This is a genomic window from Streptomyces sp. NPDC089424 (assembly GCF_044749345.1).
Classification (GTDB): domain Bacteria; phylum Actinomycetota; class Actinomycetes; order Streptomycetales; family Streptomycetaceae; genus Streptomyces.
The window spans coordinates 1167249-1190595 of the sequence record NZ_JBIVHU010000001.1; the positions used below are offsets into that span (position 1 = coordinate 1167249).

The following is a 23347-nucleotide window of genomic DNA, read 5'->3' on the forward strand; positions in this document are numbered from 1 at the left end:
GGGCGTCACCCTTCCGAGGACAGGGTGGCGCCCGTCAGGCCTCGCCCCCCGCGGCGATGCGCAGCCTGAGGGTGCGCGCCTCGGGGCGCAGCACGAACTCGGGCGACACGTCCGGGCCGCAGGCCCGTGAACCGAGCCCGTGCTGGGCCGCGTCGACGAACAGGTGGGTCGTCGTGCTGCCGGGCAGCTCGTGGGGATGCGCGGCCGCGGCGATCTGCTGCGGGGTGTGCCGGCTGAGGGTGAAGCCCGGGCGACGGCCGTGCACGTCGGGGACGGCGAAGATCCGGAGGACCTCGGAGCCTCCGCTGGTCAGCGACAGGGAGCGCACCTGGGAGCGGTGCCCGGTCTCCTGCGGACGCGCGTAGTCCACCGAGAGGTCCCCGACGGTCGAGGAGAAACGGCCCGTACGCGCCGCGCGCATGCTGTCCGGGTAGGACTCCTCAGGGCCGAGGCCGAACCACTCGGCGCCGTCCACGGGAGCCGCGCCGTCGGGCAGCGCGAAGCCGATCCCGATCCGCGGCCACACCGTCCGCCAGCCGCTCGACGGCTCGATCTCCACGCGCAGTTCCAGTTCACCGTCCTCGAGCGACCAGACGGACTCGACCGTCACCGACAGGGCGGAGTTCGCCGCGGAGACCTTGTCGACGGTACGCAGGGCGCCCGGGGCCTGTTCCACCGAGACGCGCCGGGTGACCAGCCGATCGAGGCCGTCGAGGCGCCACAGGTCGGCGTCGGACGCACCGGCCGGGCCTGCGTCGGTGTTCTCGACCCCCTCGGAGGGACTCGCGTCGTTGTCGGTCGGCGCGCGGAACAACTGCAGCCGTGGTCCGCCCACGTCGCGGCCGGCCAGGCGGACCAGCGACCCGCCGGTGAACTCCGCGATGCCCAGGGACAGCGTTCCGTCAGCCGGCCGCCAGTCGGCCCGTGGTCGCACCGCGGGAACGGCGGCACGCGTCGAGCGGTCCTGCTGGGCGGTGGCGACCAGATGCCCTTGCGGAGCCCAGTCGCTCGCCTTCGCCAGCACCGCGTCGAGCGTGAGCCAGGTCTCGGCGTCGGATGCCACCGCGACCCGGGGCAGCCGCACCACCGCCGACTCGCCCGCCGTGACGGCGGGAACGTCCAGTTCCCCGGAGTCCACGAGGATGCCGTCGTGTTCGACGCGCCAGTGGAAGCGCAGGTCGGAGGTGTCGGTGGAGTGCCGCAGATTGGTGATCGTGACCTCGTCGGTGTCGAAGCCGAAGCGGAGCGGCTGCACGACGGCCTTGAACTCGTGCAGGCTGGGCGTCGGTTCGTCGCTGCTCAGCACCATGCCGTCCATGACGAAGTTGCCGTCGTGCACCACCTCCCCGAAGTCGCCGCCGTAGGCGTAGTACGGCGTGCCGTCGGCGGTGGTGGCCAGGATGCCGTGGTCGCGCCACTCCCAGACGAACCCGCCGTGCAGCCGCGGATACGTGTGGACCAGGGCCTCGTACTGGTCAAGCCCTCCCGGGCCGTTGCCCATCGCGTGGGCGTACTCGCACAGCAGGAACGGCTTGGAGCGCTGCCGGGCACTCTGTGCGGGAGTGCAGCCGAACAGCACGGACGGCGCGCCGTCGGCGCCGATCTGCTCGGTCTCCGGGACCGAGGCGTACATGCGCGAGTAGACGTCGGTGTACTCGCCCGTGTGGTCACCCTCGTAGTGCACGGGGCGCTCGGCGTCCCGGGCGTGGACCCAGGCGGACATGGCGGCGAGGTTGGCGCCGGTGCCCGCTTCGTTGCCGAGCGACCAGATGACGATGCTGGGGTGGTTCTTGTCGCGTTCGACGGTGCGCTGGACGCGGTCGAGGTAGGCCGCGCGCCACGCCGGGTCGTCGCTCGGGTTGCCCGCCCAGCCGACCTTGTCGAAGCCGTGGGTCTCCAGATCGCACTCCAGGACGACCCAGAAGCCGAGTTCGTCGGCGAGGTCCAGCAGCCGCGGATGCGGGGGGTAGTGGCTGGTGCGGATCGCGTTGACGTTGAAGCGCTTCATCCGCGCCAGGTCCTCGCGGGCGTGGTCCTCGTCGAAGACCCGGCCGCGCTCGGGATGCGTCTCGTGGCGGTTGACCCCGTGGAACACGACGCGGCGGCCGTTCACCAGGAACCGGTCGCCGCGGATCTCGACCGTGCGGAATCCCACCCGCAGCGCGATGCTCTCCGTGGCCGACGACACGGTGGCGTCGTACAGACGCGGCCGCTCGGCGGACCAGGGCTCCACCTCGGCGACGTCCAGCGGGGCGACGTCGTCCGCCGTCGCCCAGACCTGTTCGACCCCGAGTTCGGGGATGCGCAGGGTGACGGGGAACGCCGTCGCCCCGGCCGTGACCTCCGGGACCACATGTCCCCGTCCGGCGTCGAATGCGGTCCGCAGCCAGACGTCCTCGATGCCCCCGGCCGGCCGGGCCAGCAGGGTGACGTCGCGGAAGATGCCCGGCAGCCACCACTGGTCCTGGTCCTCGACGTAACTCGCCGCCGACCACTGGTGCACCCGCACGGCGACGACGTTGTCGCCCGTGCGCAGCGCGGACGTGACGTCGAACTCGTGGGCCAGCCGGCTGCCACTGGCGCTGCCGATCTCGATGCCGTTGACCCACACCTTGAAGAGCGACTCGACGCCGTCGAACCGCAGCACGACACGTTCGGCGTCCGACCAGTTCGCGGGCACCTCGAAGTGCCTGCGGTGGTCACCGGTGGGGTTCTCGTCCGGCACGTGGGGCGGATCGATCGGGAACGGGAACTGGATGTTCGTGTAGATCGGCCGGCCGTAGGCCCCGTCGCCCTGGAGGACCCAGTGCGAGGGGACCGGGATGCCGTCCCAGTCGTGGTCGTCGAAGTCGTCGGCCGCGAAGTCCTCCGCCACCGACGCCACGGGTGAGTGACGAAAGCGCCAGGACCCGTTCAGGGAGAGCGAGGGGGCGTCGGAGTGCAGCCACGAACGGGCCGGGCGCAGCGCACCTCGCGCGGGAGTGGTGTCCGAAACGTATGCGGAAGGCTCGGATGACAAGGAGTCGCAACTTTCCTGGTGGCAAGGGGGGTTGGTCGTTCTGGCCGTGCGCAGGGGTTACCGGAGCACGACCGTGCGGATCTCCCAGGGACCGAGGACGAGGTCGAGCCCGTCCGGAGCGGACGTCCCGGACAGCGGCCTGCCGAGCAGGTCGACCGTGGTGGCCTCGGTGAACGGGCCGCTCACCCGGACCGTCGACGTGGTGTCGCTCATCGCCGCCATACGGACCTCGATACCGGCCCCGTGTTCGTCGTCGCTCACCCGGCGGACGCTGGAGACGAGGACGTCGCTGCCGTCCACCCGCACGCCACTCGCGTCAGGGGGCAACTGGCCCGCGGCGGCCGCGGTCCCGCGGGTGACGAGCACGTCGTTGCGGAACTCCTCGGCGAGGGCGACCGCGTCGGCCCCCTGCCAGCCGGTCGCCGACGGCAGGACGGCGAAGCGGTTCTCGATCCGCATCCCGAGGTCCTGCGCGCCCGGTGCGGGGATCTCGCTCGCCGCCGGCTCGTCGCGCAGCGGGTGGATGTTGACGCTGATCGACCCGATCGCGCGCAGCAGGGTGAGGGCGAGCGCGGACCCGTCGTCGACGAGTTCGTACTCGCTGGAGTGGTCGAGGAGCACGTTGACGGCTCCGGCCGACACGAACGAACTCGCGGGGAAGGTCGGGAGCGGGTACTCGCCCCAGCCGCCCTCGGCGGTGAGGCCGCGCTCGGTGACGGCGAACTGCCCGGCGGAGGCCGACGTGGTGACGGGCTCGGGCAGCGGCACGTGGAGGCGCAGCCGGTGGTCGGCGCTCCGGTTCAGGAACGACGTGGTGATCCGGACGAACGGCTCGCCCGCGCGCACCTCCACCAGCATCTCCACCGGCGTCGGCACGGTCCGCTCGCCGCGCACGTCACGGTCGGACGAGAGCGCCTCGGGCCAGTCGTAGACCCGGGTGACCGCGAGCCGGGAGCGCAGCGGGCCGCTCTCCAGGAGGTCGACGGCGACCCGCGCCGGCTCCGACACGAGTACGTCCCGCGCCGGGGGCGCGTAGTTGTAGCTGTCGCCGCGGTCACCACCGTCGACGAGGCGGCCGACGCCGCTCAGCACGGTGCCGTCGACGCCGGTCACGCTCAGGGTCCCGTCGGGGGCCACCTCGACCTCGACCAGGCCGTTCGACAGCGTGCCGGGCGTCGCCGTGGCCGGCGTGAGTCGCGAGGCCGGGGCGGCCGGCCGGTCGCTGGCCCCGACCCGGAAGCTCGTCAGTCCGGACGGGGGGACGCGCACGGGCACCAGCGCGGTGGCGCGGGCCTCCGCCAGCGTCCGTACCCGCCATTCACCCGGGTGGGCGGCGGCCGCGGCGGCGACCTCGCGACGCAGGATCAGCAGGTCGAAGGGCCCGCCCGTCGGCACCTCGGCGAGGTGGAAGACCAGTTCCCCCGCGGTGAGTTCGTAGCGGTCGATCAGCAGGCCGAACAGTTCACGGCGGTGGATGCGGCGCAGCACCCGCTCCAGTTGAGCGGCGTCCATGCGCTCGTCGCTGAGCACGGTGGGGGCCTGGGAGATCAACTGCACGGGATGTACGGAGCCGTCGGCGGCGGTCGCGACCAGGGTGGTTCCCTCCGCCGGGGCGACGACGTCGACCTCCACCAGCGCGGTACGCGCCGAGGGCAGCGTGTTGGCCACCAGGTGGCCGTCGCTCGGTACGCGGGCGGCGGGCTCCGCGAGCGCCGCGTCCCGGACGGCCCGTGCCGTCTGCGCGGCTTCGGCGAGCCGGGCCTCCACCTGGTCGCAGGTCTCGTCGGTGCCCGAGCCGACCACCGAGTCGTGCGCCGTCGACTCGATGATCTTGTGCCAGGCCAGCGTGAGGAACGGCGCGTCGTCGCGCCCGGACCACAGGGCGTTCACCCGCTCGGCGTGGTCGACAGTGCGCTCGGCGAGGGCCATGCGCTGCTTCAGCCCGAGCCGCACGGACAGCACCCCGGGGAGGATGTTGCCGCGCACATGGCTGCGCAGTTCACCGGTGACGACGGCGGTCACCTCGTCCCGCACATGCGTCCGGATGTACTCGTCGAGCGTGGCGACGGTGATGGCGCGTCCCTCGCCTGCGGCCTGCCGCAGCCAGGACGTCAGCCGCGGGTCGGGCGCGTTGTGGTCGGTGCCGGCCATGGCCAGCACCGGATCGCCGCCCCAGCGCCCGGCCGTCATCTCCGCGTACTCGCCGAGCGCGCGGCCGATCTGGTCGGGCACCAGCAGGACGTCGAGGCCGTTGTCGTAGCCGTCGAAGAGGAACTCGGTGCGCACCTCGGAGCCGTCGGGGGCGCGCCAGCGGAAGGCGTGGCCCTCGACGGAGCCGGGCACGCCCCGCCACAGCGCCGCGTGCTCGATGCCGGCCCGCGCGAGGATCTGCGGCATCTGCGCGACATGGCCGAACATGTCGGGCAGATAGCCGATGGGCATCGCGCCGCCGAGGGCCTGCGCGGCCGCCCAGCCCATCTGGAGATTGCGCACGATGGTCTCGCCGGAGCACAGGAACTCGTCGAGCAGGATCAGCCACGGGCCGATGGCCAGTCTGCCCTCGCGGACCAGGGCCACGACGCGGTCCCGGTTCTCCGGGCGCATCTCCAGGTAGTCCTCGATCGCGGCCATCTGGCCGTCGACGGTGAACCGGAAGTCCGGGTGCGTCTCGGCCGTCTCCAGCACGGTGTCGAGGGCGGCGACGAGCCGGTGCCGGAACACCTGGAACGGCTCGTACCACTCACGGTCCCAGTGGAAATGGGGCACGAATACTGCGGAGTTGGGCATGGCGGGGCGGACCTTCTGGACGAGGTGGGGGCGGCGGGTGCGGTCACTTCAGGGAACCGGCGGCGAGGCCGGTGCGCCAGAACCGCTGGAGCAGCACGAACAGGATGATCACGGGCACGATCGAGACGAGGGAGCCGGTGATGACGGACTCCTGCAGGAGTGGGGAGCGCGCGGTCTGCCCGTTCCAGGTGAACAGGCCGAGGGTGATGGGGAACAGCTCCTCCTTCTGGAGCATCACCATCGGCAGGAAGAAGTTGTTCCAGATGCCGACGAACTGGAACAGGAAGATGGTCACCAGCGCCGGTGACATCAGCTTGAAGGACACCGAGAAGAAGGTGCGGAACTCGCCGGCGCCGTCGAGGCGGGCGGACTCGATGAGTTCCTGGGGCACGGCGGCGTTGGCGAAGATCCGCGCCAGGTAGACGCCGAACGGGCTGACGATGCTGGGCAGGAACACCGCGAAGTAGGTGTTGACGAGCCCGACCTCGGAGAACAGCAGGAACAGCGGCAGCGCCAGCGCGGTGCTCGGGACCAGCACTCCGCCGAGGATCACGGAGAAGAGGAACTCCCGGCCGCGGAAGCGGAACTTGGCGAGCGCGTAGCCGCACAGCGCGGAGATCAGGGTGCCGACGGCCGCGCCCAGCACGGCGTAGACGACGGTGTTCAGGATCCAGCGGGCGAAGATGCCGCCGTTGAAGGTGAACAGGGTGTGCAGGTTGTCGAAGAGCTGGAAGTGCGAGAACGCCAGGCCGTTGGTGGAGGCGAGGTCGCCCTGGGGCTTGGTGGCGGCGACGATCAGGAAGTACAGCGGCAGCAGGAAGTAGACCGCGAGCACCAGCATCAGGGCCATGACGGCCGTACGGCTCACGCGGTTCTCCTGGAGTGGGGGTCGAACGCTCACAGTCCCGCCCTCCTGGAGGTCAGTCGCATGAACCCGAAGCTCAGCACGAAGGTGATGACGGCGATGACCACCGAGATGGCCGCGGCCTGCTGGTAGTTGTTCCCGACGGCCACCGTGTACGCCAGCATGTTCGGGGTGAACGTGCTGGAGATGTTCGAGGAGATCTGCCGCAGCACGGCCGGCTCGGCGTAGAGCTGGAGGGTGCCGATGATGGAGAACACCGTGGTCATCACGATGGAGGGGGCGATGATCGGGACCTTGATCCGCCAGGCGATGGTCCAGTTGCCGGCCCCGTCGATCCGCGCGGCCTCGTACAGCTCCTGCGGGATGGACTGCAGGGCCGAGAACATGATCAGCATGTTGTAGCCGGTCCACAGCCAGGTCGACACGTTCGCCGCCGACCACAGCACGGCCCCCGGCCCGAGGAAGTCGGGCTGGAGCCCGATGTGCTCCAACAGGTCCACGACGGGGCTGAGTTGCGGCGAGTAGAGATACGACCACATGATCGCGGCGATGACCCCGGGTACCGCGTACGGCATGAACGCGGCGGTGCGGAAGAAGCCCTTGAGCCGCAGCAGATGGGTGTCCAGCAGCAGCGCCATGACCAGCGCGGTGAACAGCATCACCGGCACCTGCACAACGCCGAACAGGCCGATCCGGCCGATGCTGGCCCAGAACTCGTGGTTCTGGAGCACCTCGCCGTACTGCTCGAAACCACCGAACGTCGTGTACGAGGTGCCGTACTGCCCGCCGGAGCGGCGCACCACCCGGAAGCTCTGCCACAGCGCGTAGCCGATGGGCACCAGGTAGAACAGCACGAACGGCAGGAAGAACGGCGTCAGGAACGCCACGATGGTGCCGGCCCGGGGCCCGCCGCCGTCCGGACGGGGACGGCGGCGGGCCCGCTGCGGTGCGGGCACCGCGGTGGTCGGACGGGAAGCGATGTCGGTCATTTAGCGGTCACTTGCCCGCTTCGGCCGGGATCGCCAGGTCCTGCATCGACTTCAGCGCGGCGGACTGGGCGGCGGCGAGGGCGCCGGTCAGCTTGCCGTCACCGGCCGCGGCCTTGGCCATCGCGTCCTGGAGCGCGAGGTTCACCGTCTTCTGGGTGGGGCCCCAGGCGAAGTCGGTGTCGATCTTCTTGGACGACTCGGCGAAGACGTCGAAGATCTTCTCGTTGTTGTAGTACGGCACGCCCTTGGCCAGCGCCGGCAGCTTCAGCCCGTCGTTGGAGGCCGGGTACAGGCCGCCCAGCTCGTTCGACATGGCGAGCGCCTCGGGGTCGGTGTTGAGCCAGGTGTTGAACTCGGCCGCCTCGTGGAGGTGCTTGCCGCCCTTCATGAACGCGACGGTCGAGCCGCCCCAGTCGCCGGAGTTGCCGCCCGCGCCCCACGTCGGCATCGGCACGACCGACCACTTGCCGGCCTGGCCGGGCAGGTTGTCGCGGATGCCGCTGTAGCCCCAGGCGGCCCCGACCTGGGTGGCCATCTGGTTGTTCTGGTACGCGGCGAACATCTGCTGGGAGCCGTTGGCGATGTCGGTGCGCACGAGCTTCTTGTCGATCAGGTCCTGCCAGTAGTCGGCGACCTGCCTGCTCTTGTCCGAGTCGACGGTGACGCGCCACTTGTCGCCGGAGTAGGCGTACATCGAGGCGTTGTTCTGCCAGAGCAGCCCGTTGAACCACTCGGCGTTGTTCGGGTCGAAGAACGTGATGGTGAGCTTCGGGTCCGCCTTGTGCAGCGCCTCCGCGGCGCTCGCGTACTCGTCCCAGGTCGTGGGGATCGGCACGTCGTACTTCTTGAATATGTCGGTGCGGACGTACAGGGCCATCGGCCCGGTGTCCTGCGGCAGCGCGAAGACGCCGGTGTCGCCGAAGCTGGCCTGCGACCACGTCCAGGGGACGAACTTCGCCTTGGCGTCGGCGGCGGTCTTGCAGGCCGAGGCGTCGACGAAGGCGTCCTGGGTGCGCAGGGTCGGCAGCTGGTCGTAGCCGACCTGCGCGAGGTCCGGCGCCTTGCCGGCCTTGAGGGCGTTGCCGATCGCCCCGTACTGGTCGTTGGAGATGTTCTTGGTCTCGACCTGGATGTCGGGGTGCTTCTTGTTCCAGAGGTCGACGACCTTGTCCATGCCGTTGACGGTGTTCCAGTACTGGAGGGTGACCTTGCCCTTGGCGGGCTCGCAGGAGGCGGCCGAGGCGTCGTCGGACGCCGGGTCCGACGACGAGCATCCGGCGAGGACGACGACGCCGGCGGCAGCGGCGGCGACGACGAGGCGAGTACGTGTGACTGTCCTGCTCATATCTTCCGTTCCAGAGAGCGCCTGGCGGCGAGTGCTAGGCGGGTCGACGTTGACACCTGAGGCGGAATGCCTTCTGGTTGGAATCAGGTTCCGTGAGCGGTAACGTGAGCGCTCACGGGAGCGGTAACGGCGGGGTGACGGGGGAGTTGTTGCGAAGTGATTGGGAGTGTGCGCTTCGGTGCGGCCAGGTGTCAAGGAATCGGCGTACAGGCGTCGACGACCACGCGGAGGTGAGTGATGGCGGCGTCGGGGACGGGCCCTCGCAGGGTGACCATCGACGATGTGGCCCGGTCCGCCGGGGTGTCCCGGCAGACGGTGTCCAGGGCTCTCAACGACAAGGACGAGATCGGGGACGCCACCAAGCAGCGCGTCCTGGACGCCGCACTGGAGCTGGGGTACCGGCCGAGCCGCTTCGCCCGGGGACTCGTCCGGCAGGACACGATCAGCGTCGGGCTGGTGATCCCCGATCTGCTCAACCCGTTCTTCACCGAGGTCGCCGCCGCCGCGCTGGACGCGGCGCGGGCGCGTGGCTGGCATGTCGTCGTGTACGACACCGGGGACCGCATCGAGGAGGAGCGGGGCACGCTGGAGGTGATCGCCTCGCAGGTGGACGCCGTCGTGGGATACCTGAGCCAGACCGAGGCCGAGATCGACAGGCTGACCCGAGGGATGCCCGTGGTGCTCATCGACCGTGAGCACGACGCCGAGCGGTTCAGCGCGATCCGGATCGACGGCCGGGACGGCGTGCACGCGGCGATCAGGTATCTGGCCGAGTCGGGCCACCGGTGCATCGGCATGCTCGACCACGCGGGCCGGTCCGAGCCGAGCATCCGCCACGAGTGGTTCGCGGGCGCCATGGCCGCCTGCGGGCTGGACGCCCGGTCGGTCAGCCGCGCGGACCAGAGCGTCGAGGGCGGGGAGAACGCGCTGCGGGACCTCCTCGCCGCGCATCCCGACGTCACCGCCGTGTTCACCTTCAACGACATCGTCGCCATAGGAGCGCTGCGCGCCGCGCGCCGGCTCGGGCGGTCGGTGCCGAAGGACCTCGCCGTGATCGGCTTCGACGGCCTGCAACTGGGCGAGCTGGTCGAACCGCCCCTGACCACCGTCGCCCTGGACACCCGGCAGCTCGGCGCGCTCGCGGTCGAACAGACGGCCCGCCTGCTGACCGGAAGCAGCCGGCTGAGCGGGGACGAGCTGGTCGTCCGAGCGGAACTGCGCCGACGGGAGTCGGCGTAGTCGGTGCCGGCCGGCCCGCCGGTGGCACCGGGAGTCCGGCTCCGCCACCCGCCAAGTGCCCCCGGCGAACGCCCTGTCGGCGCCCGGGGACGCGGACGCCGAGGTCGCAGGAGAGGTTCGGCGGGCCGTGGCGGTCGTAGGGGAGTGCGGGCGCATAGGGTGACCGCATGTCTGCCTCTTTGAGCCCTGCGAGAACCCGTGCGGCACTGCGTGCCTCGGCGCGTATATCGGCGGAGCTGCTGCTGGTCCTCGTGGGGACCGCGGTGGTGCTCTGGCTTCTCGGCCGGATGTGGCCCATCGTCTGGCCCCTTGTCATCGGTCTGCTCCTCACCACGCTGACCTGGCCCGTGGCCCGGTTCCTGCGCCGGCACGGCTGGCCGCCGGCCCTGGCCGCGTCGGCGGTGACCGTGCTCTTCCTCGCGGTCGCCGCGGGAGCCGTGGCGCTCATCGCCGTGCCGGTCGCCTCGCAGTCCGGTGAGCTGACCGACGGCGTGGTCGAGGGCATCCAGCGGGTCCGGGAGTGGGCCGCGGGCCCGCCGCTGAACATCGGCGACGACCAGATCACCACCGCCCTGGACACCACGACCGACCGTCTCCAGAACAGCGTCGGCAGCTTGGTGACGACCCTCGCCACCGGTGTGGGCACCGTGGTCAACGGGGTGGTGACGGCCGTGCTCGCCCTGTTCCTGATGTTCTTCTTCCTCAAGGACGGGCCGCGCTTCTTGCCCTGGCTCGCCCGTCAGCTCCCCGGGCGCCTCGCGACCGACGTCCCCGCGGTCGCCGAACGCGGCTGGGACACCCTCGGGGCCTTCGTCCGCTCGCAGGCGGCGGTCGGTCTGCTGGACGCCGTCCTCATCGGCATCGGGCTCTGGGTCCTGGACGTCCCGCTGGTGCTCCCGCTGGCCGTGCTCACCTTCGTGTGCGCGTTCGTGCCGATCATCGGCGCCCTCTTCGCGGGCTTCGTCGCCGTGCTCATCGCCCTGGTGTCGAACGGTCTGACGGACGCCCTGACAGTGCTGGCGATCATCGTCGTCGTCCAGCAGTTGGAGGGCAACGTCTTCCAGCCCATGATCCAGAGCAGGGGGCTCGGCCTGCACGCGGCGGTCGTCCTGCTCGCGGTGACCCTGGGCGGCAGCCTGGCGGGCATCGTGGGCAGCCTGCTCGCCGTCCCGGCCGCCGCACTGATCGCGGTGGTCTGGAACTACGTGCGCGAGCAGCTGTCCGAGCCACCGCACGATCCGGTGGGCGTCCCCGGCCCCGGCCGCGGCACCGACCCGGAACCGGCGGCCGCACCGCTCGTCGGCTGACACACCCGGGCCTCGCCGGCCCCGTCCCCCGCGGGGTGGGCGAGGCCTAGGACTGTGCCGCCCCGACCAGTGCGTCGGCCGCCAGCAGGCCGAGGTCGTTGGACGCGAGGGGGCTGTCGCCCGTCAGGAGTTTGCGGTCCTGGTGCGTCCTGCCGGTCATGTCGTCGTTGAGGACATGGAGACCCTGTTCCCTCAGCAGCCCGGCGACCAGCCACGGCAGGCGTCCGGGCAGGTAGCCGATCTCCAGGTTCGGGCCCTCGTCGAGGGAGTCGGGGAAGACGCAGACCGAGTACCCCTTGAACGGCGACTCGTCCTTGCCGAGCGTGGCCGCCAGCAGCGCGGCGGGCCCGTGGCACAACGTGATCACGAACTTGTCGTTCGCGAGGGCCCAGTCGAGTGTCCGCGCGACGCCCTCACTGGTGGGCAGGCCGACGACCGCCCCGTGGCCGCCGGGAATGAACACGGCGATGTAGTCCGCGTCGCCCTTCGTGAGGTGGTTGGTGACGACGTCGGAGAGCTTCATGGGCTGCTTCAGTTTCGGCTTGATCGCCTGGTAGGTCGCCTGGATCGCCTCGTCCTCCCGTGGCATGGCCCACAGCTCGAGTTTCGCCGGATAGCCACCCACGGTCGCGACGTCGACGGCGAATCCGGCCTCCATCAGATGGTGAAGCGGCAGCAGCATCTCGACCGGGTGGTTGCCGGTGGAGAACATCGCCCCGTTCTGTGTCAGCACGTAGCGCTCCGCGGCCGCGATCATGAGCACCTTCCACCGGCCCTCGGTGTAGGCGCCCCGGTGCCGCACTCCGGCGAAGTCGGTCTTCGGGGACGTGTACCGGCTCAACGAGTAAGGGGACGGGAAGAACGCGTTGTCCTCGGCCGGATCCGGCGTCGGGTCCCTGCTCTGATCATCTGCGACGGATGACATGTGACGACCTCTTTCATGGCCGTTCTCAAGGGGTCCGTCTCGATGCTATCCCGCACGGGTTCGCCCGGCAGTTCGGCGAGGGCGGCCCTCGCGGCACACAGCACGGAAGGGCCTCGCCCGAGGAGGCGAGGCCCTGGTGGCCGCCGGTCAGTCACGACCTCGCCGGCGGTGTGAGCCGGCTGGTCAGGAGGTGGGAGTCAAGCAAGGTGATGTCACCGGTGCGGGCGGCCTTCGCGTATGCCGTGAGCATGCGTTTGGTCAGGACGAGTGCCTCGGGGGAGCGCCGGGCGAGGGGTTTCGTCCAGGCGGCGACGACGTCGTCCAGCTGCTCGATCGGTGCCACCTTGTGGAGCAGCCCGAGCTGGTGGGCGGTGGCGGCGTCGAACACGTCGCAGGTGAGCATGAGTTCACGGATCCGCGCGGCGCCCGCCTCCCAGATCAGGCGCCCCATGGCGCCGCCCCAGGCAGGTGCGAGACCGATGCCGACCTCCGGCATGCGGAACCGCGCGGTGTCCGCACCGGCACGGAGGTCGCAGTGCGCCGCCAGGGCGAGTCCGGCACCGATGACCTTGCCGTGCAGGCGGGCGATGGTGACGGCGTGGGTGGTCTCCAGGGCCTGGCACAGACGGTGGGCCTTGTCCGCGACGCGCCGCAGCGCCCCCGCGGTCGGATCCGAGGCCAACGCCTCCTGGAATTCCCGGCGATCGGCTCCCAGGCAGAAGTCCTCGCCGGACGAGGAGAGCACCAGGACACGTATGTCCGGCCGTTCATGGAGGCTGTCGAGGACGTCGATGAGCTCGTCCAGGACGGCGGCGCTCAGCGTGTCGTCCTGGGGGAAGGGGTTGAGCCGGACGTGGAGGACGGGGCCGGTCTGCGTGACGTCGAGGGACGTGTGCGCGGACAGGGGTGCGGCGAGGGCGGGGGCGATCGAGGTGTTCATGCGAGGGCGACATCCAAGTTCAGCAGGCGCCGGAACGCGACGCGTGGGGCATGGGCGGGCCGGCGGGCCAGGGCGAGTCGGGGCAGGCGGGAGACGGTCCGGCGCAGCAGGGTCTGGGCCTCCAGCCTGGCCAGCGGCGCTCCGAGGCAGTAGTGGATGCCCGCGCTGAACGCCAGGTGGGCGGGCCCCCGGTGGGGGTCGAACAGTTCGGGGCGTGCGAAGCGGGCGGGGTCGCGCTGGGCGGCTCCCACCATGAGGTGGACCATCTCGCCCGCGCGCACCTCGACGTCCTCCAAGAGGCAGTCGGACGCGGCGATCCGGCTGATCACATGGGTCGGGGGGTCGTAGCGGAGCGCCTCCTCCACGAACGCCGGGACGAGGTCGGGCTGTTCGGTGAGCAGCTGCCATCTGCCGGGTTGTTCGACGAGGTGGAGCGTCATCGTGGACAGCAGGGTCGAGGTCGTCTCCAGGGCGGCCAGCAGGACGAACAGGGCGAGGAAGTAGACCGCCTCGTCCGCCTTGTCCTGGTCCGGTTCCATGGCGTCCCAGGTGCTGATCCACCGGGACACCGGGTCCTCGCCCGGATGGGCGCGTCGCTCGCGCACCAAGTCGAGGAAGTAGGCCCGCAGTTCGGCCATGGCGACGTCCGAGCGGGCCAACTGGCTGGCGGAGGGGAGCAGTTCCTGGGTGAACACCTGGTCGTGGGTCAGTTCGCGCAGGCGGGGCCAGTCCGCGCTCGGCAGTGCGAGCCAGTGGCCGACGGTGGCGACGGGCAGCTCCTCGCAGACCAGGGCGCCGAAGTCCGCCTCCCCGCCGTGCAGACGTTCGCGCACGCTGTCGAGGAGGCGGTCGACGATCTGGTTCACCCGGTGGCCGAGGCGGGTGACGGTGTGGCGGTCGAAGTTGCCCGCCGACCGGCGCACCCGGGTGTGCTCCGGCGGGTTGAGCGCGGGGAGGGTGCGGCTGATCTCCCGGGAGGAGGAGGCGCTCCAGCGGGTGCGTTCCCCCTGCCGTTCCCGCCAGCTCGTGTCCGGTTCGAGCCAGGCGCCGCTGCGCAGCACCTGGTCGCACGTGCCGAAGGTGGTGACGAGGAAACCGCCCCAGGGAGCGGGGCTGACTCCACCCCGCGCTCGGAGCTCTTCGTAGATCGGGAAGGGATCGGCCTGTCCTTCAGCCGTACGGAGGCGGGAGAACAGGGAGACGGTGGCCCGACGGTCGGCCGAGCTAGCCGTGGCAGTCCCCACGATGACGGCTCCTTTCTGAGGATCAGCCGCCATACGTACCCGTGAGGTGCTTGAAGCATCCAATAACACTGTGGTTTCTTATGGTTACTTACATCACTCGCCCCTCACCCATGCCCGGAAACGGCTGAACAGCCCACCCTTGTGCTGGGTCGCCTCCTGGGCCGAGCGAGGCGCGGCCGTCTGCGGTGCGGAGGCGGACGGCTGAGGCGTCCCGCCGGGCGTCGAGGCCGCGGAGGCGGCCGCCGACGGGACGACGCGCGGCGTGAACCGGATCGGCACGGCCGTCAGGGAGCGGCTCCACGGCGCCGGTACCCAGGCGAGTTCCTTGAAGGGGACGCGCACCTCGATGTCCGGGAGGCGGTTGAGCAGGGACTCGACCGCCGTGGCCGCGATCATGAACGCCGGGTCCTTGGCCGGGCAGGCGTGGGGGCCGGCACCGAAGGCCAGATGGGCCTTGGCGCTCAGCTGCTCGCGGTGCTCCGTCAGCTTCGGGTCGGTGTTGGCCGCCGCGAAGGAGATCAGCACCGGGTCGTTGGCGCGCAGCGTCCTGCCGCCGAGCTCGACGTCCTGAGTGGGGTAGTGCGCCGCGTAGTTGGCGATCGGCGCGTAGTTCCACAGCGTCTTCACGACCGCGTCCTCGATCGGGAGACCGGCCGGCCACTCCTCGCTGAGGTACAGGGCGCTGCTGGTGCCGATCGCGGCGGCCAGGGGCGCGGTTCCGCCGGACAGCAGGGTCACGAGCTGGTGCAGCACCTCCTCGTCCGTCAGCCGGGCGGAGTGCACCATCAGGCGGGTGGTGAGGTCCTCGCCCGGCTGGCGGCGCTTGAGGGCGATCAGTTCGGCGAGCGCGCCGCCCAGTACCTCGTCGGCCCCCGGGGTGCCCTGGAAGATTCCGGTGATTCCGGTGATGACACGGTCGCCGAGCTCGGGCGGACAGCCGAACAGGTCGCCGAAGACCAGCAGCGGCAGCGGCTGGGCGTAGGAGCTCATCAGCTCGGCCTCGCCGCCCGGGTCGGAGCTGAACCGGCTGATCAGGTAGTCGGCCGACTGCTGGACCAGGCGTACGAGCCGCACCTGGTCGACCGTGGCGAGACTGTCCGTGACCGCCTGCCGCAGCCGGGCGTGCGCCGCGCCGTCACTGAACAGGGCGTTGGGGCGGTAGCCCATCATGGGCAGCGCCGGGCTGTCGGCGGGGACGCGCCCCTCACCCAGCGCCTTCCAGCGGCGGGAGTCCCGCACGAACACGGCCGGGTTCTGCAGGATGTAGAGGCTCGCGTCGTAGCTCGTCACGAGCTCGACCTGGACACCCGGGGCGATGTCGACGGGGGCGCTGTGCCCCTGGGAGCGCAGTTCGGCGTAATGGCGCTCGGGGTCGGAGCCGAACTCGGGTCCGTACAGCGGGGTGTTGCCGTGCGCGGGGCAACCGGCGGGTATGCCGGTCGGGTCGGACTGCTGTTGCATGCCGTGGCTCCTAGCCAAGTATGGACATGAGGTGCTTCACGAGGGTGATGAGGGACTGCGCCGCCGAGTCCTGGCTGCGGACGTCGCAGTGGATGATGGGGGTCTCATCGGAGAGGTTGAGTGCCTCGCGTACCTCGTCGAGCGGGTAGTCGGGGGTTCCGTCGAAGCGGTTGACGCCGATGGCGTAGCCCAGGCCGAACTGCTCGACCAGGTCCAGGATGGGGAAGCTCTCGTGCAGTCGCTCGGGGTCCACCAGCACCAGTGCGCCCAGCGCGCCCCGGGACAGGCCTTCCCACATCTCCTTGAAGCGTTCCTGCCCCGGCGTACCGAAGAGGTAGAGGACGAGGGTGTCGCTGAGGGTCAGACGCCCGAAGTCCATGGCCACGGTCGTGGTCGTCTTGTCCGGGGTGTTCGACAGGTCGTCGAACCCCTCGCTGGCCTCGGTGATCTCCTCCTCGGTCTGGAGGGGTTCGATCTCGGAGATGCTTCCGATGAACGTGGTCTTCCCGACCCCGAAGTGGCCCATGACGAGGATCTTCACGGAACGGGAGACGGCTGGATCCAGATACAAGGCTTACGCTCCGAATCGTGTCTTCAGGCCGTCGAGCACGGCGGTGAGCAGTTCACGGTCGACACGTTCGGCCCGTGGCGCCGGATTCCTCACGAAGATCAGGCCGTCCTCCGCCATCTGCGCCAGCAGGATGCGCACGATGCCGAGAGGCAGCCGCGTGTAGCCGGAGACCTCGGCCACGGACAGGAAGCCGTCGGCGATCAGGTCCATGACCGTACGGGCTTCCGGCGACAGGGTGCGAGCGGCGGCCGAGGCCCCTTCCTGGGCGGTGACGAGCGTGGTGTGCTCGTACTCGTGCTCCGCGGGCAGGGCACGCCCCTTCGCGATGACGAACAGAGGGACTAAGGCCGACGTCAGTTCCAGCTCGCCGTCCGGTTGCTCAGGCATCGCCGGCCCTTCCTCCCTGCGACACCTGTCGCGCCACGAGCGCAGGTATCGCGTCGCTGAGGCGCGTGGTGAACTCCTCGATGTCACAGTCGTGTTCGGCGGCGGCCGCCAGGAACGCGCCGGACCCGGCAGCGATCAGGAAGATCCAGCCGTGCCGGAACTCGATGACCGTCTGCCGCCACTCGTCGTCCCGCAGGCCGCCCGCGAACGGCGCCGTGGCGCGGCTGTAGGCGTGGATGCCGGTCATGGCCGCGGAGATGGTGTCCGCCAGGTCCCTGCCGATCCCGCTGCTCGCTCCCCGGGGCAGACCGTCGGCCCCGAGGAGCAGGGCGTGACGGGCGCCGCGCACGGAGGCGATCACCTTGTCGAGCTCTGCCAGGACGAATCCCGAACCGCCCGCCTCCTCGCGCCGCGTGGCGCCGCCGCCCCCCGCCAGGGCCGCGTCCGGGGCGCTCACCCGCGGCGCGGAGGTCAGGTTGTTGCCGAGCCGGGCGACCAGGCGGTTCATCCGGAACGAGATCTGCTGCATGTCGACGTCGGGCTCCGCGGCGGCGGCCAGGTAGGCCCCTTGGCCGGCCCCGATCAGGAACACCCAGCCGTGCGAGAACTCGACGATCGTCTGGTTCCACTGCCGGTCCTGCGACGGTCCGGCGAAATGGGCGGTGGCCCGGCTGAGCGACTGCATTCCCGCCATCGCGGCGGAGATCGTGCGCACGTCCTTCTGGCTCAGACCGTCCGTCGCCCCGCGGGGAAGTCCGTCCGCGGACAGCACCACGGCGTGCCGCGCCCGGGGGACGTTGTCCACGATGTCCTGGACCATCCACGACATGTCGGTAGTTGTCATGCGTCTTCGGACCCTTCAGGCGTCGGGGCTTCGAGGTCACGGCCCGACAGCGTGCCGCGCTGGAATGCCCCCAACCCGCCGCCGGAAGGGCGGGAGACCCTCCTGGGCGTCTGCTCACCGCCGGAGGCGCTCCCGTCGGAGGGCACACTGGCGATGGGCGACTTACGGGCGCCACGCTTGGGCAGGCCGTGCATCGTACGCGCGGACTGCTCGCGGTTCTCACCGCGTCGGATGCTGCTCACCTGCGCCTCGGTGGCCGGCGGGGTGGTCTCCTCCATGGTCCACAACTCCTCGGGCAGCAGGACGACGGCCCGGACGCCGCCGTACCGGGAGACTCCGGTGACGTCGACCTTGAAGCCGTACTGACGAGCGATCAGACCGATGACGGGGAAGCCGAACTTCGGCTGCGTGCCCAGCTGGGACAACCGGGGGACGGCGTCGCCGGCGAGCAGCGCGGTCGCCTTCTGCCGGTCCTCGTCGCTCATGCTGACGCCGGCGTCGTCGATGACGATGCACAGGTTCTTCTGCACCCGCTGGAACGTCACCTCGATCGGAGCGTCCGCCTGCGAGAAGCTGGCAGCGTTGTCGAGCAGTTCGGCGACGGCCAGGGCGACCGGCGCGACGGCCGACGACTTCAGGGCGATGCCGCTCGGCTGCATGATCTCGACCCGGTGGAAGTTCCGGATCTGGCTCTGGGCGCTGCGCACGACGTCGTAGACGCTGGCGGGCTGGTTGCGCCGGCCGAGCGGCGCACCGCACATGACCGCGATGCCCTGGGCCTTGCGGGCCATCTGCGCGTTGGCGTGGGTGACCTCCATCAGATCGGACAGGACGGTGTGCCCGCCGTACTTGCGCTGGATCTCGTCCAGCAGCACGGTCTGCTCGACCGCGAGGCTCTGCAGGAAGCGGGCGGCACCCTTGAGGACCGCCTTGGTGCTCTCCTCCGCGGCCTGCTCGGCGTCCCGGATCACACCGTCCTGCTCGCTCCGGACCTTCGCCAGCTCGTGCTGCACGCGGGTGAGTTCGGCCTCCGTGTAGTTCAGCCGCTGTCCCAGGGAGGCTTCGGACTCCCTCTTCCTCACCCCCAGCGCTCTGTTGCGAAGTACGAGAGCCACGACCGCGGCAAGTGCTGTCACCGCTATCGCAACCAGGCACCAAAGAAGCACGTCTTGAGTCATGGAAACCTTTCTCGGCGCATGGCAAGCAGGCGTCGACGGACCTCGCGAAGGTCCGCGACCCCGTCACACAGGACCACGTTGTCGCTGGTGCGGAAGAGCACCTCAGGTCGGCACCCGAACAAAGTGGATCAAGGTCGCAGACGGCGGAATGCTATCACCGTCAACTCGGCGCGCCGTCGCCGCGCCGGGCGTCTCCACAGGATCAACAAGGCGTCCCGCAGCGGTGGTTGACGATGACGCACTCCGCCCGCGCGCATGTCGCCTCTGCGACATGACGCCAAGACGACAGCCCGGTGACCTCGACGCGACCGCCCGACGGCGCGAATCATGCGTCGTCGGCATCCGCCGCACTGCTCGATCATGCCCAGCTATGTGAGGAGCTCCTTTGCCTGGCTCACCCCTACGCGGTCAACGGGTGCTGGCGCTCGGTGCCGCGCTGGCCCTGCTCCCGTCGCTCGGCGCGGTCACGGCCTCCGCGACCGGTGCCCCCGCGGGCCCTTCCGCGCTCCCGGCGGGCGTGACGGCCCCCGACGGCGGCGGCGTTCCGCGGACCGTCACACTGATCAACGGCGACAAGGTGACCGTGACCGGCGCCGGCCGGACGGCGGTCACCTCGCTGGAGGACGCACAGGGCCGGCCGGTGGCGGCGTACACCTTCACACACGAGGGCGAGACCTTCGTGTACCCGCAGGAGGTGCTGCCGTACGTCTCGGCCGGTGTCCTCGACGAGGACCTGTTCAACGTCACACGCCTGCTCGCCGACGGTTACGACGACGCCCGCAGCGACCACGTGCCGCTGATCGTCCGCTACGCCGACGCCACGCGCGCCCGTAGCGCCGCACCGCTGCCCCGGGGCGCCGTACGCGTCCGCACGCTGACCAGCGTCCAAGGCGCCGCGGTCGCGGAGAAGCACGACGAGGCCGCGAAGTTCTGGGACGCGCTCACCGAGGACGTGAACAGCTCCGCCCTCCTGCGAAGCAGCACGCTGGGCGGGGCGGTGACGGCGAAGCGCGCCGCCGCCCCGCTGCTCGCCGGCGGCATCCAGCGCATCTGGCTGGACGGCAAGGTGAAGGCCGACCTGGCCGAATCGGTGGCGCAGATCGGCGCGCCCGAGGCATGGCGGAGCGGCAACACCGGCCAGGGCGTCGACGTGGCGGTGCTGGACACCGGCGTCGACGCCCAGCACCCGGACCTGGACGGGCAGGTCGCCGCCGCGACCAGCTTCGTCCCCGACGACGAATCCGCCGTCGACCGCCATGGCCACGGCACCCATGTGGCGTCGACCATCGCCGGTACCGGCGCGGCCTCGGCGGGCAAGGAGAAGGGTGTCGCCCCCGGTGCCCGGCTGCACGTCGGCAAGGTCCTCGACGACCAGGGCTCGGGTCAGTTCTCCTGGATCCTGGCCGGCATGGAGTGGGCGGCCCGGGACCAGCACGCGGCGGTCGTGAGCATGAGTCTGGGCGGCGACCCGAGCGACGGCACCGACCCCCTCAGCGAGGCCGTCGACACCCTCAGCGCCGAGACCGGCACCCTGTTCGCGATCGCCGCGGGCAACAGCGGCCCGCGAGGATCGGTGAGCGCGCCCGCGGTCGCCGACGCGGCCCTGGCCGTGGGCGCCGTCGACTCCGCCGACCGGCTGGCCTCCTTCTCCAGCCGTGGCCCGCGCGTCGGGGACGGCGCGCTCAAGCCGGAGATCACGGGTCCCGGTGTCGACGTGCTGGCCGCCCGGTCGCGGTACGCGCCCGGCGAGGGCGCCTACACCACCATGAGCGGTACGTCCATGGCGACTCCGCACGTGGCGGGCGCCGCCGCCCTCGTCGCCGCCGCGCATCCGGGCTGGACGGGGCAGCAGATCAAGGACGCCCTGATCAGCACCGCCAAGGCCACGCCCGCCCATTCGGCCTTCGACGCGGGCAACGGCCGGGTGGACGCCGCCGCGGCGGCCCGAACCACCGTGCGCGCCACCGGAGTGGTCGACGCCCTGCAGGAGTGGCCGCCCGCGCCGGGCGCCCGCGTCGACCGTGAGGTGACGTACACCAACGACGGCGACACCCCGGTCACCCTCGACCTCTCGGTCGAGGCCTCCGAGGCCCCCGCGGGCATGTTCACGCTGTCGGCCCGGCAGGTGACGGTGCCCGCGCACGGGACCGCCACGGTCACCGTGACCGCGCACCCGGACCGCGCCGAGGAGGGCATGCTCTACGACGCCCGTGTCGAGGCCTCCGCGGGCGGCTCCGTCCGGCTCGGCACGGCCTTCGGCTACGTCACCATGTACGAGCTGCACGACCTCACGATCAACGCGAAGGACCGCTCCGGCAAGCCCGTCACCGGCGAGTACTACGTCATGCTCCAGCAGGGCAAGCGACCCGGCATCACTCTCGGAGGAACGGTCGCCGGATCCACCACCGTGACCCTGTACGCCGGGCCCTGGTCGGTCGTCGCGGCGATTCCGGTGGAGGGTGCCCACGGCGCGCACTCGCGCGGCCTGGCCCTGGTCGCCGACCCGGAGTTCCGGCTCGACGCGGACGCGACGTTCACGTTCGACGCCTCCAGGACCCGGCAGGTCACGGCGGTCACGCCGAAGGAGTCCGTCACCACCGACATGCGGGTGGACTACCGGCGCACGCTCGACGCCTCCGGCGCCCACAGCATGTCCCTGTACCCGTGGCCCCGCTACGACAGCGTCTGGGCCCTGCCCACCGGGGAGAAGGCCGCCGAGGGCGAATTCACCGTCAGGACGCGCTGGCGCAACGAGCAGCCGCCGCTGAAGATCGCTTCCGGGCGGGAATCCGTCGACGACATCCTCGTACGGCGCGGCGCCACCCCCTTGCGCAAGGGCACGAGCCGGCTCGACGCGGTGTACGCCGGACAGGGCGCGGCAACCGACTACGAGGGCCTGCGCGTTCGCGGCAAGGCCGCCGTCGTCGTGCGCAACGACGTGGTCCCCGCGCAGGAACAGGTGGCCGCGGCCGCCGCGGCCGGAGCGGAACTGCTCGTCGTCGTCAACGACGGCGAGGGGCGGCTCGACCCCCGCACCGAGGCCACCCCGCCGCTGACCGTCGTCACCGTCGGCAAGGACCAGGGCGACCGTCTGATCCGCCTCGCCGCCGCGCGCGGCGGGACCTCGCTGAAGGTGTTCTCCCACCCCACCACCGAGTACCTCTACGACCTGGCGAACGCCTGGGACGGCGCGGTGCCCGCGAACACGGTCCACCGGCCGGGCCCCAAGGACCTGGCGCGGATCGACGTCGCGTTCAAGAACTACCGGCAGGGCGACGCCCGCGAGTACCGCTACGACGTCTGGCCCGACGACACCACCGCCCGGCTCGGCACCGAACTCCCGCTCCCGGCACGGGGAGTGCGCACCGACTGGGTCTCCACCGGCTCCGGCGTGCAGTGGGCGCAGGCCGCCACCGTCCTCGGCGAGGTCAGGATCCTGGCCCCGCCGCGCGGGTACAAGGGCGGCACCGCCACGAAGGACCAGTGGTTCGCCCCCGTCAGCAGGCCGCGGATCACCGGCGCCCTGCCCGACGCCTTCGCCTTCCGGCAGGACGACTGGCTGGCCGTCGACGTCCCCGCCTGGGGCGACGCCGGCACCCGCCGCGTGGGCTACCCGATCACGCCGGACGCGCAGGCGACGGCCTCGCTCTACCGGGGCGAGACCCTGCTCGCCGGCATGAACGGCTCCTTCGTGATCGCCGACGGGCTCGCGCCGCAACGGCAGTCGTACCGGTACGTGCTGGAGACCGCCCGCGGCAAGTGGGCCAACCCGTACAGCACCCGGACCCGGACGGAATGGGGCTTCACCTCCGCCGCCGGCGAACGGTACCAGGGCCTGGCCCTGCCGTTGATCCAGCTCGACTACGGGGTCGAGACCGACGGCGACGGAAGGGCGCGGCGCGACGCGGGCCTGACGGTCACCGCGACCCACACGACGTCGTCCGACCCGGAGCAGGAGCTGCCGCCCACGTCGGCCATCGGCGAGGTCGCGGTGGAGCTCTCCTACGACGACGGCAGGACCTGGCACAAGGCCGAGGTCACCGCGTCCGGCGGGGGCTGGCGCACCACGCTGGACGCCCCGAGGAAGGCCTCCTACGTCACCGTCCGGGCCACGGCCGCCGACGACCGGGGCAACACCGTGCACCAGACCGTCACCAGGGCCTTCGGCCTGAGGTGAGCCGGAGCTCCCGCACCACCGGCCGGTAACGGACGAAGGCGCTGCCGCCCACCGTCGAGGTGGGCGGCA

Annotated in this window: 16 protein-coding genes; 3 read left to right on the top strand and 13 right to left on the bottom strand. The window is 71.1% G+C overall.

Translation table 11 applies throughout. The annotated features are described in order from the left end of the window. Positions 1 to 34: 34 nt before the first annotated feature. From ACIP2X_RS05160 to ACIP2X_RS05180, 5 genes are read right to left on the bottom strand one after another with little or no spacing between them, the layout of a single operon-like run. Positions 35 to 3019 (bottom strand): glycoside hydrolase family 2 TIM barrel-domain containing protein, encoded by a 2985-nt coding sequence (locus ACIP2X_RS05160; RefSeq protein ID WP_401667653.1) that lies wholly within the window; start codon positions 3017 to 3019, stop codon positions 35 to 37. A gap of 57 nt (positions 3020 to 3076) precedes the next feature. After that, positions 3077 to 5806, bottom strand: a complete 2730-nt coding sequence (locus tag ACIP2X_RS05165) for an alpha-mannosidase (protein WP_401667656.1) — start codon at positions 5804 to 5806, stop codon at positions 3077 to 3079. Positions 5807 to 5849: 43 nt separating this feature from the next. Then, positions 5850 to 6656, bottom strand: a complete 807-nt coding sequence (locus tag ACIP2X_RS05170; protein ID WP_401668890.1) for a carbohydrate ABC transporter permease — start codon at positions 6654 to 6656, stop codon at positions 5850 to 5852. A 47-nt stretch (positions 6657 to 6703) separates the two neighbouring features. After that, a complete protein-coding gene (locus ACIP2X_RS05175; protein WP_401667658.1) occupies positions 6704 to 7660 on the bottom strand; it encodes a carbohydrate ABC transporter permease in 957 nt (318 codons plus the stop codon). A gap of 7 nt (positions 7661 to 7667) precedes the next feature. Continuing rightward, the gene (locus ACIP2X_RS05180) at positions 7668 to 9005 is read right to left on the bottom strand and encodes an ABC transporter substrate-binding protein (RefSeq protein ID WP_401667660.1); all 1338 of its coding nucleotides are present in this window, start codon (positions 9003 to 9005) and stop codon (positions 7668 to 7670) included. 237 nt (positions 9006 to 9242) lie between these two features. On the opposite strand from ACIP2X_RS05180, the gene ACIP2X_RS05185 reads away from it, so the two are divergent. Together ACIP2X_RS05185 and ACIP2X_RS05190 are read left to right on the top strand one after the other, a co-directional pair. Then, positions 9243 to 10244 (top strand): LacI family DNA-binding transcriptional regulator, encoded by a 1002-nt coding sequence (locus ACIP2X_RS05185; protein ID WP_401667662.1) that lies wholly within the window; start codon positions 9243 to 9245, stop codon positions 10242 to 10244. A 167-nt stretch (positions 10245 to 10411) separates the two neighbouring features. Continuing rightward, on the top strand, positions 10412 to 11551 hold the full coding sequence (locus ACIP2X_RS05190; RefSeq protein ID WP_401667664.1) for an AI-2E family transporter: 1140 nt from the start codon (positions 10412 to 10414) through the stop codon (positions 11549 to 11551). Between the two features lie 46 nt (positions 11552 to 11597). Here ACIP2X_RS05190 and hchA read toward each other — a convergent pair whose 3' ends face one another. From hchA to ACIP2X_RS05230, 8 genes are all read right to left on the bottom strand, one after another. Next, positions 11598 to 12476 carry a glyoxalase III HchA gene (hchA, locus tag ACIP2X_RS05195; protein ID WP_401667667.1) on the bottom strand — a complete coding sequence of 293 codons (879 nt, stop codon included), beginning with the start codon at positions 12474 to 12476 and terminating at the stop codon, positions 11598 to 11600. Between the two features lie 151 nt (positions 12477 to 12627). Continuing rightward, positions 12628 to 13416 carry an enoyl-CoA hydratase/isomerase family protein gene (locus ACIP2X_RS05200; RefSeq protein ID WP_401667669.1) on the bottom strand — a complete coding sequence of 263 codons (789 nt, stop codon included), beginning with the start codon at positions 13414 to 13416 and terminating at the stop codon, positions 12628 to 12630. Next, complete coding sequence (locus ACIP2X_RS05205) at positions 13413 to 14693, bottom strand: cytochrome P450 (RefSeq protein WP_401667672.1); 1281 nt, start codon at positions 14691 to 14693, stop codon at positions 13413 to 13415. Before ACIP2X_RS05205 ends, ACIP2X_RS05200 begins: the two co-directional genes overlap by 4 nt. Positions 14694 to 14753: 60 nt before the next feature. Further along, complete coding sequence (locus tag ACIP2X_RS05210) at positions 14754 to 16121, bottom strand: cytochrome P450 (RefSeq protein WP_401667675.1); 1368 nt, start codon at positions 16119 to 16121, stop codon at positions 14754 to 14756. A 10-nt stretch (positions 16122 to 16131) separates the two neighbouring features. Next, a complete protein-coding gene (locus tag ACIP2X_RS05215) occupies positions 16132 to 16692 on the bottom strand; it encodes a GTP-binding protein (protein ID WP_401667677.1) in 561 nt (186 codons plus the stop codon). Between the two features lie 3 nt (positions 16693 to 16695). Then, on the bottom strand, positions 16696 to 17079 hold the full coding sequence (locus ACIP2X_RS05220; protein WP_401667679.1) for a DUF742 domain-containing protein: 384 nt from the start codon (positions 17077 to 17079) through the stop codon (positions 16696 to 16698). Next, positions 17072 to 17899, bottom strand: a complete 828-nt coding sequence (locus ACIP2X_RS05225) for a roadblock/LC7 domain-containing protein (protein ID WP_401668892.1) — start codon at positions 17897 to 17899, stop codon at positions 17072 to 17074. Before ACIP2X_RS05225 ends, ACIP2X_RS05220 begins: the two co-directional genes overlap by 8 nt. Positions 17900 to 17919: 20 nt before the next feature. Next, positions 17920 to 19101, bottom strand: a complete 1182-nt coding sequence (locus ACIP2X_RS05230; RefSeq protein WP_401667682.1) for an ATP-binding protein — start codon at positions 19099 to 19101, stop codon at positions 17920 to 17922. 385 nt (positions 19102 to 19486) lie between these two features. Between ACIP2X_RS05230 and ACIP2X_RS05235 the strand changes: the two genes are divergently transcribed. Next, positions 19487 to 23278 (top strand): S8 family serine peptidase, encoded by a 3792-nt coding sequence (locus tag ACIP2X_RS05235; protein WP_401667684.1) that lies wholly within the window; start codon positions 19487 to 19489, stop codon positions 23276 to 23278. Positions 23279 to 23347: the final 69 nt, after the last annotated feature.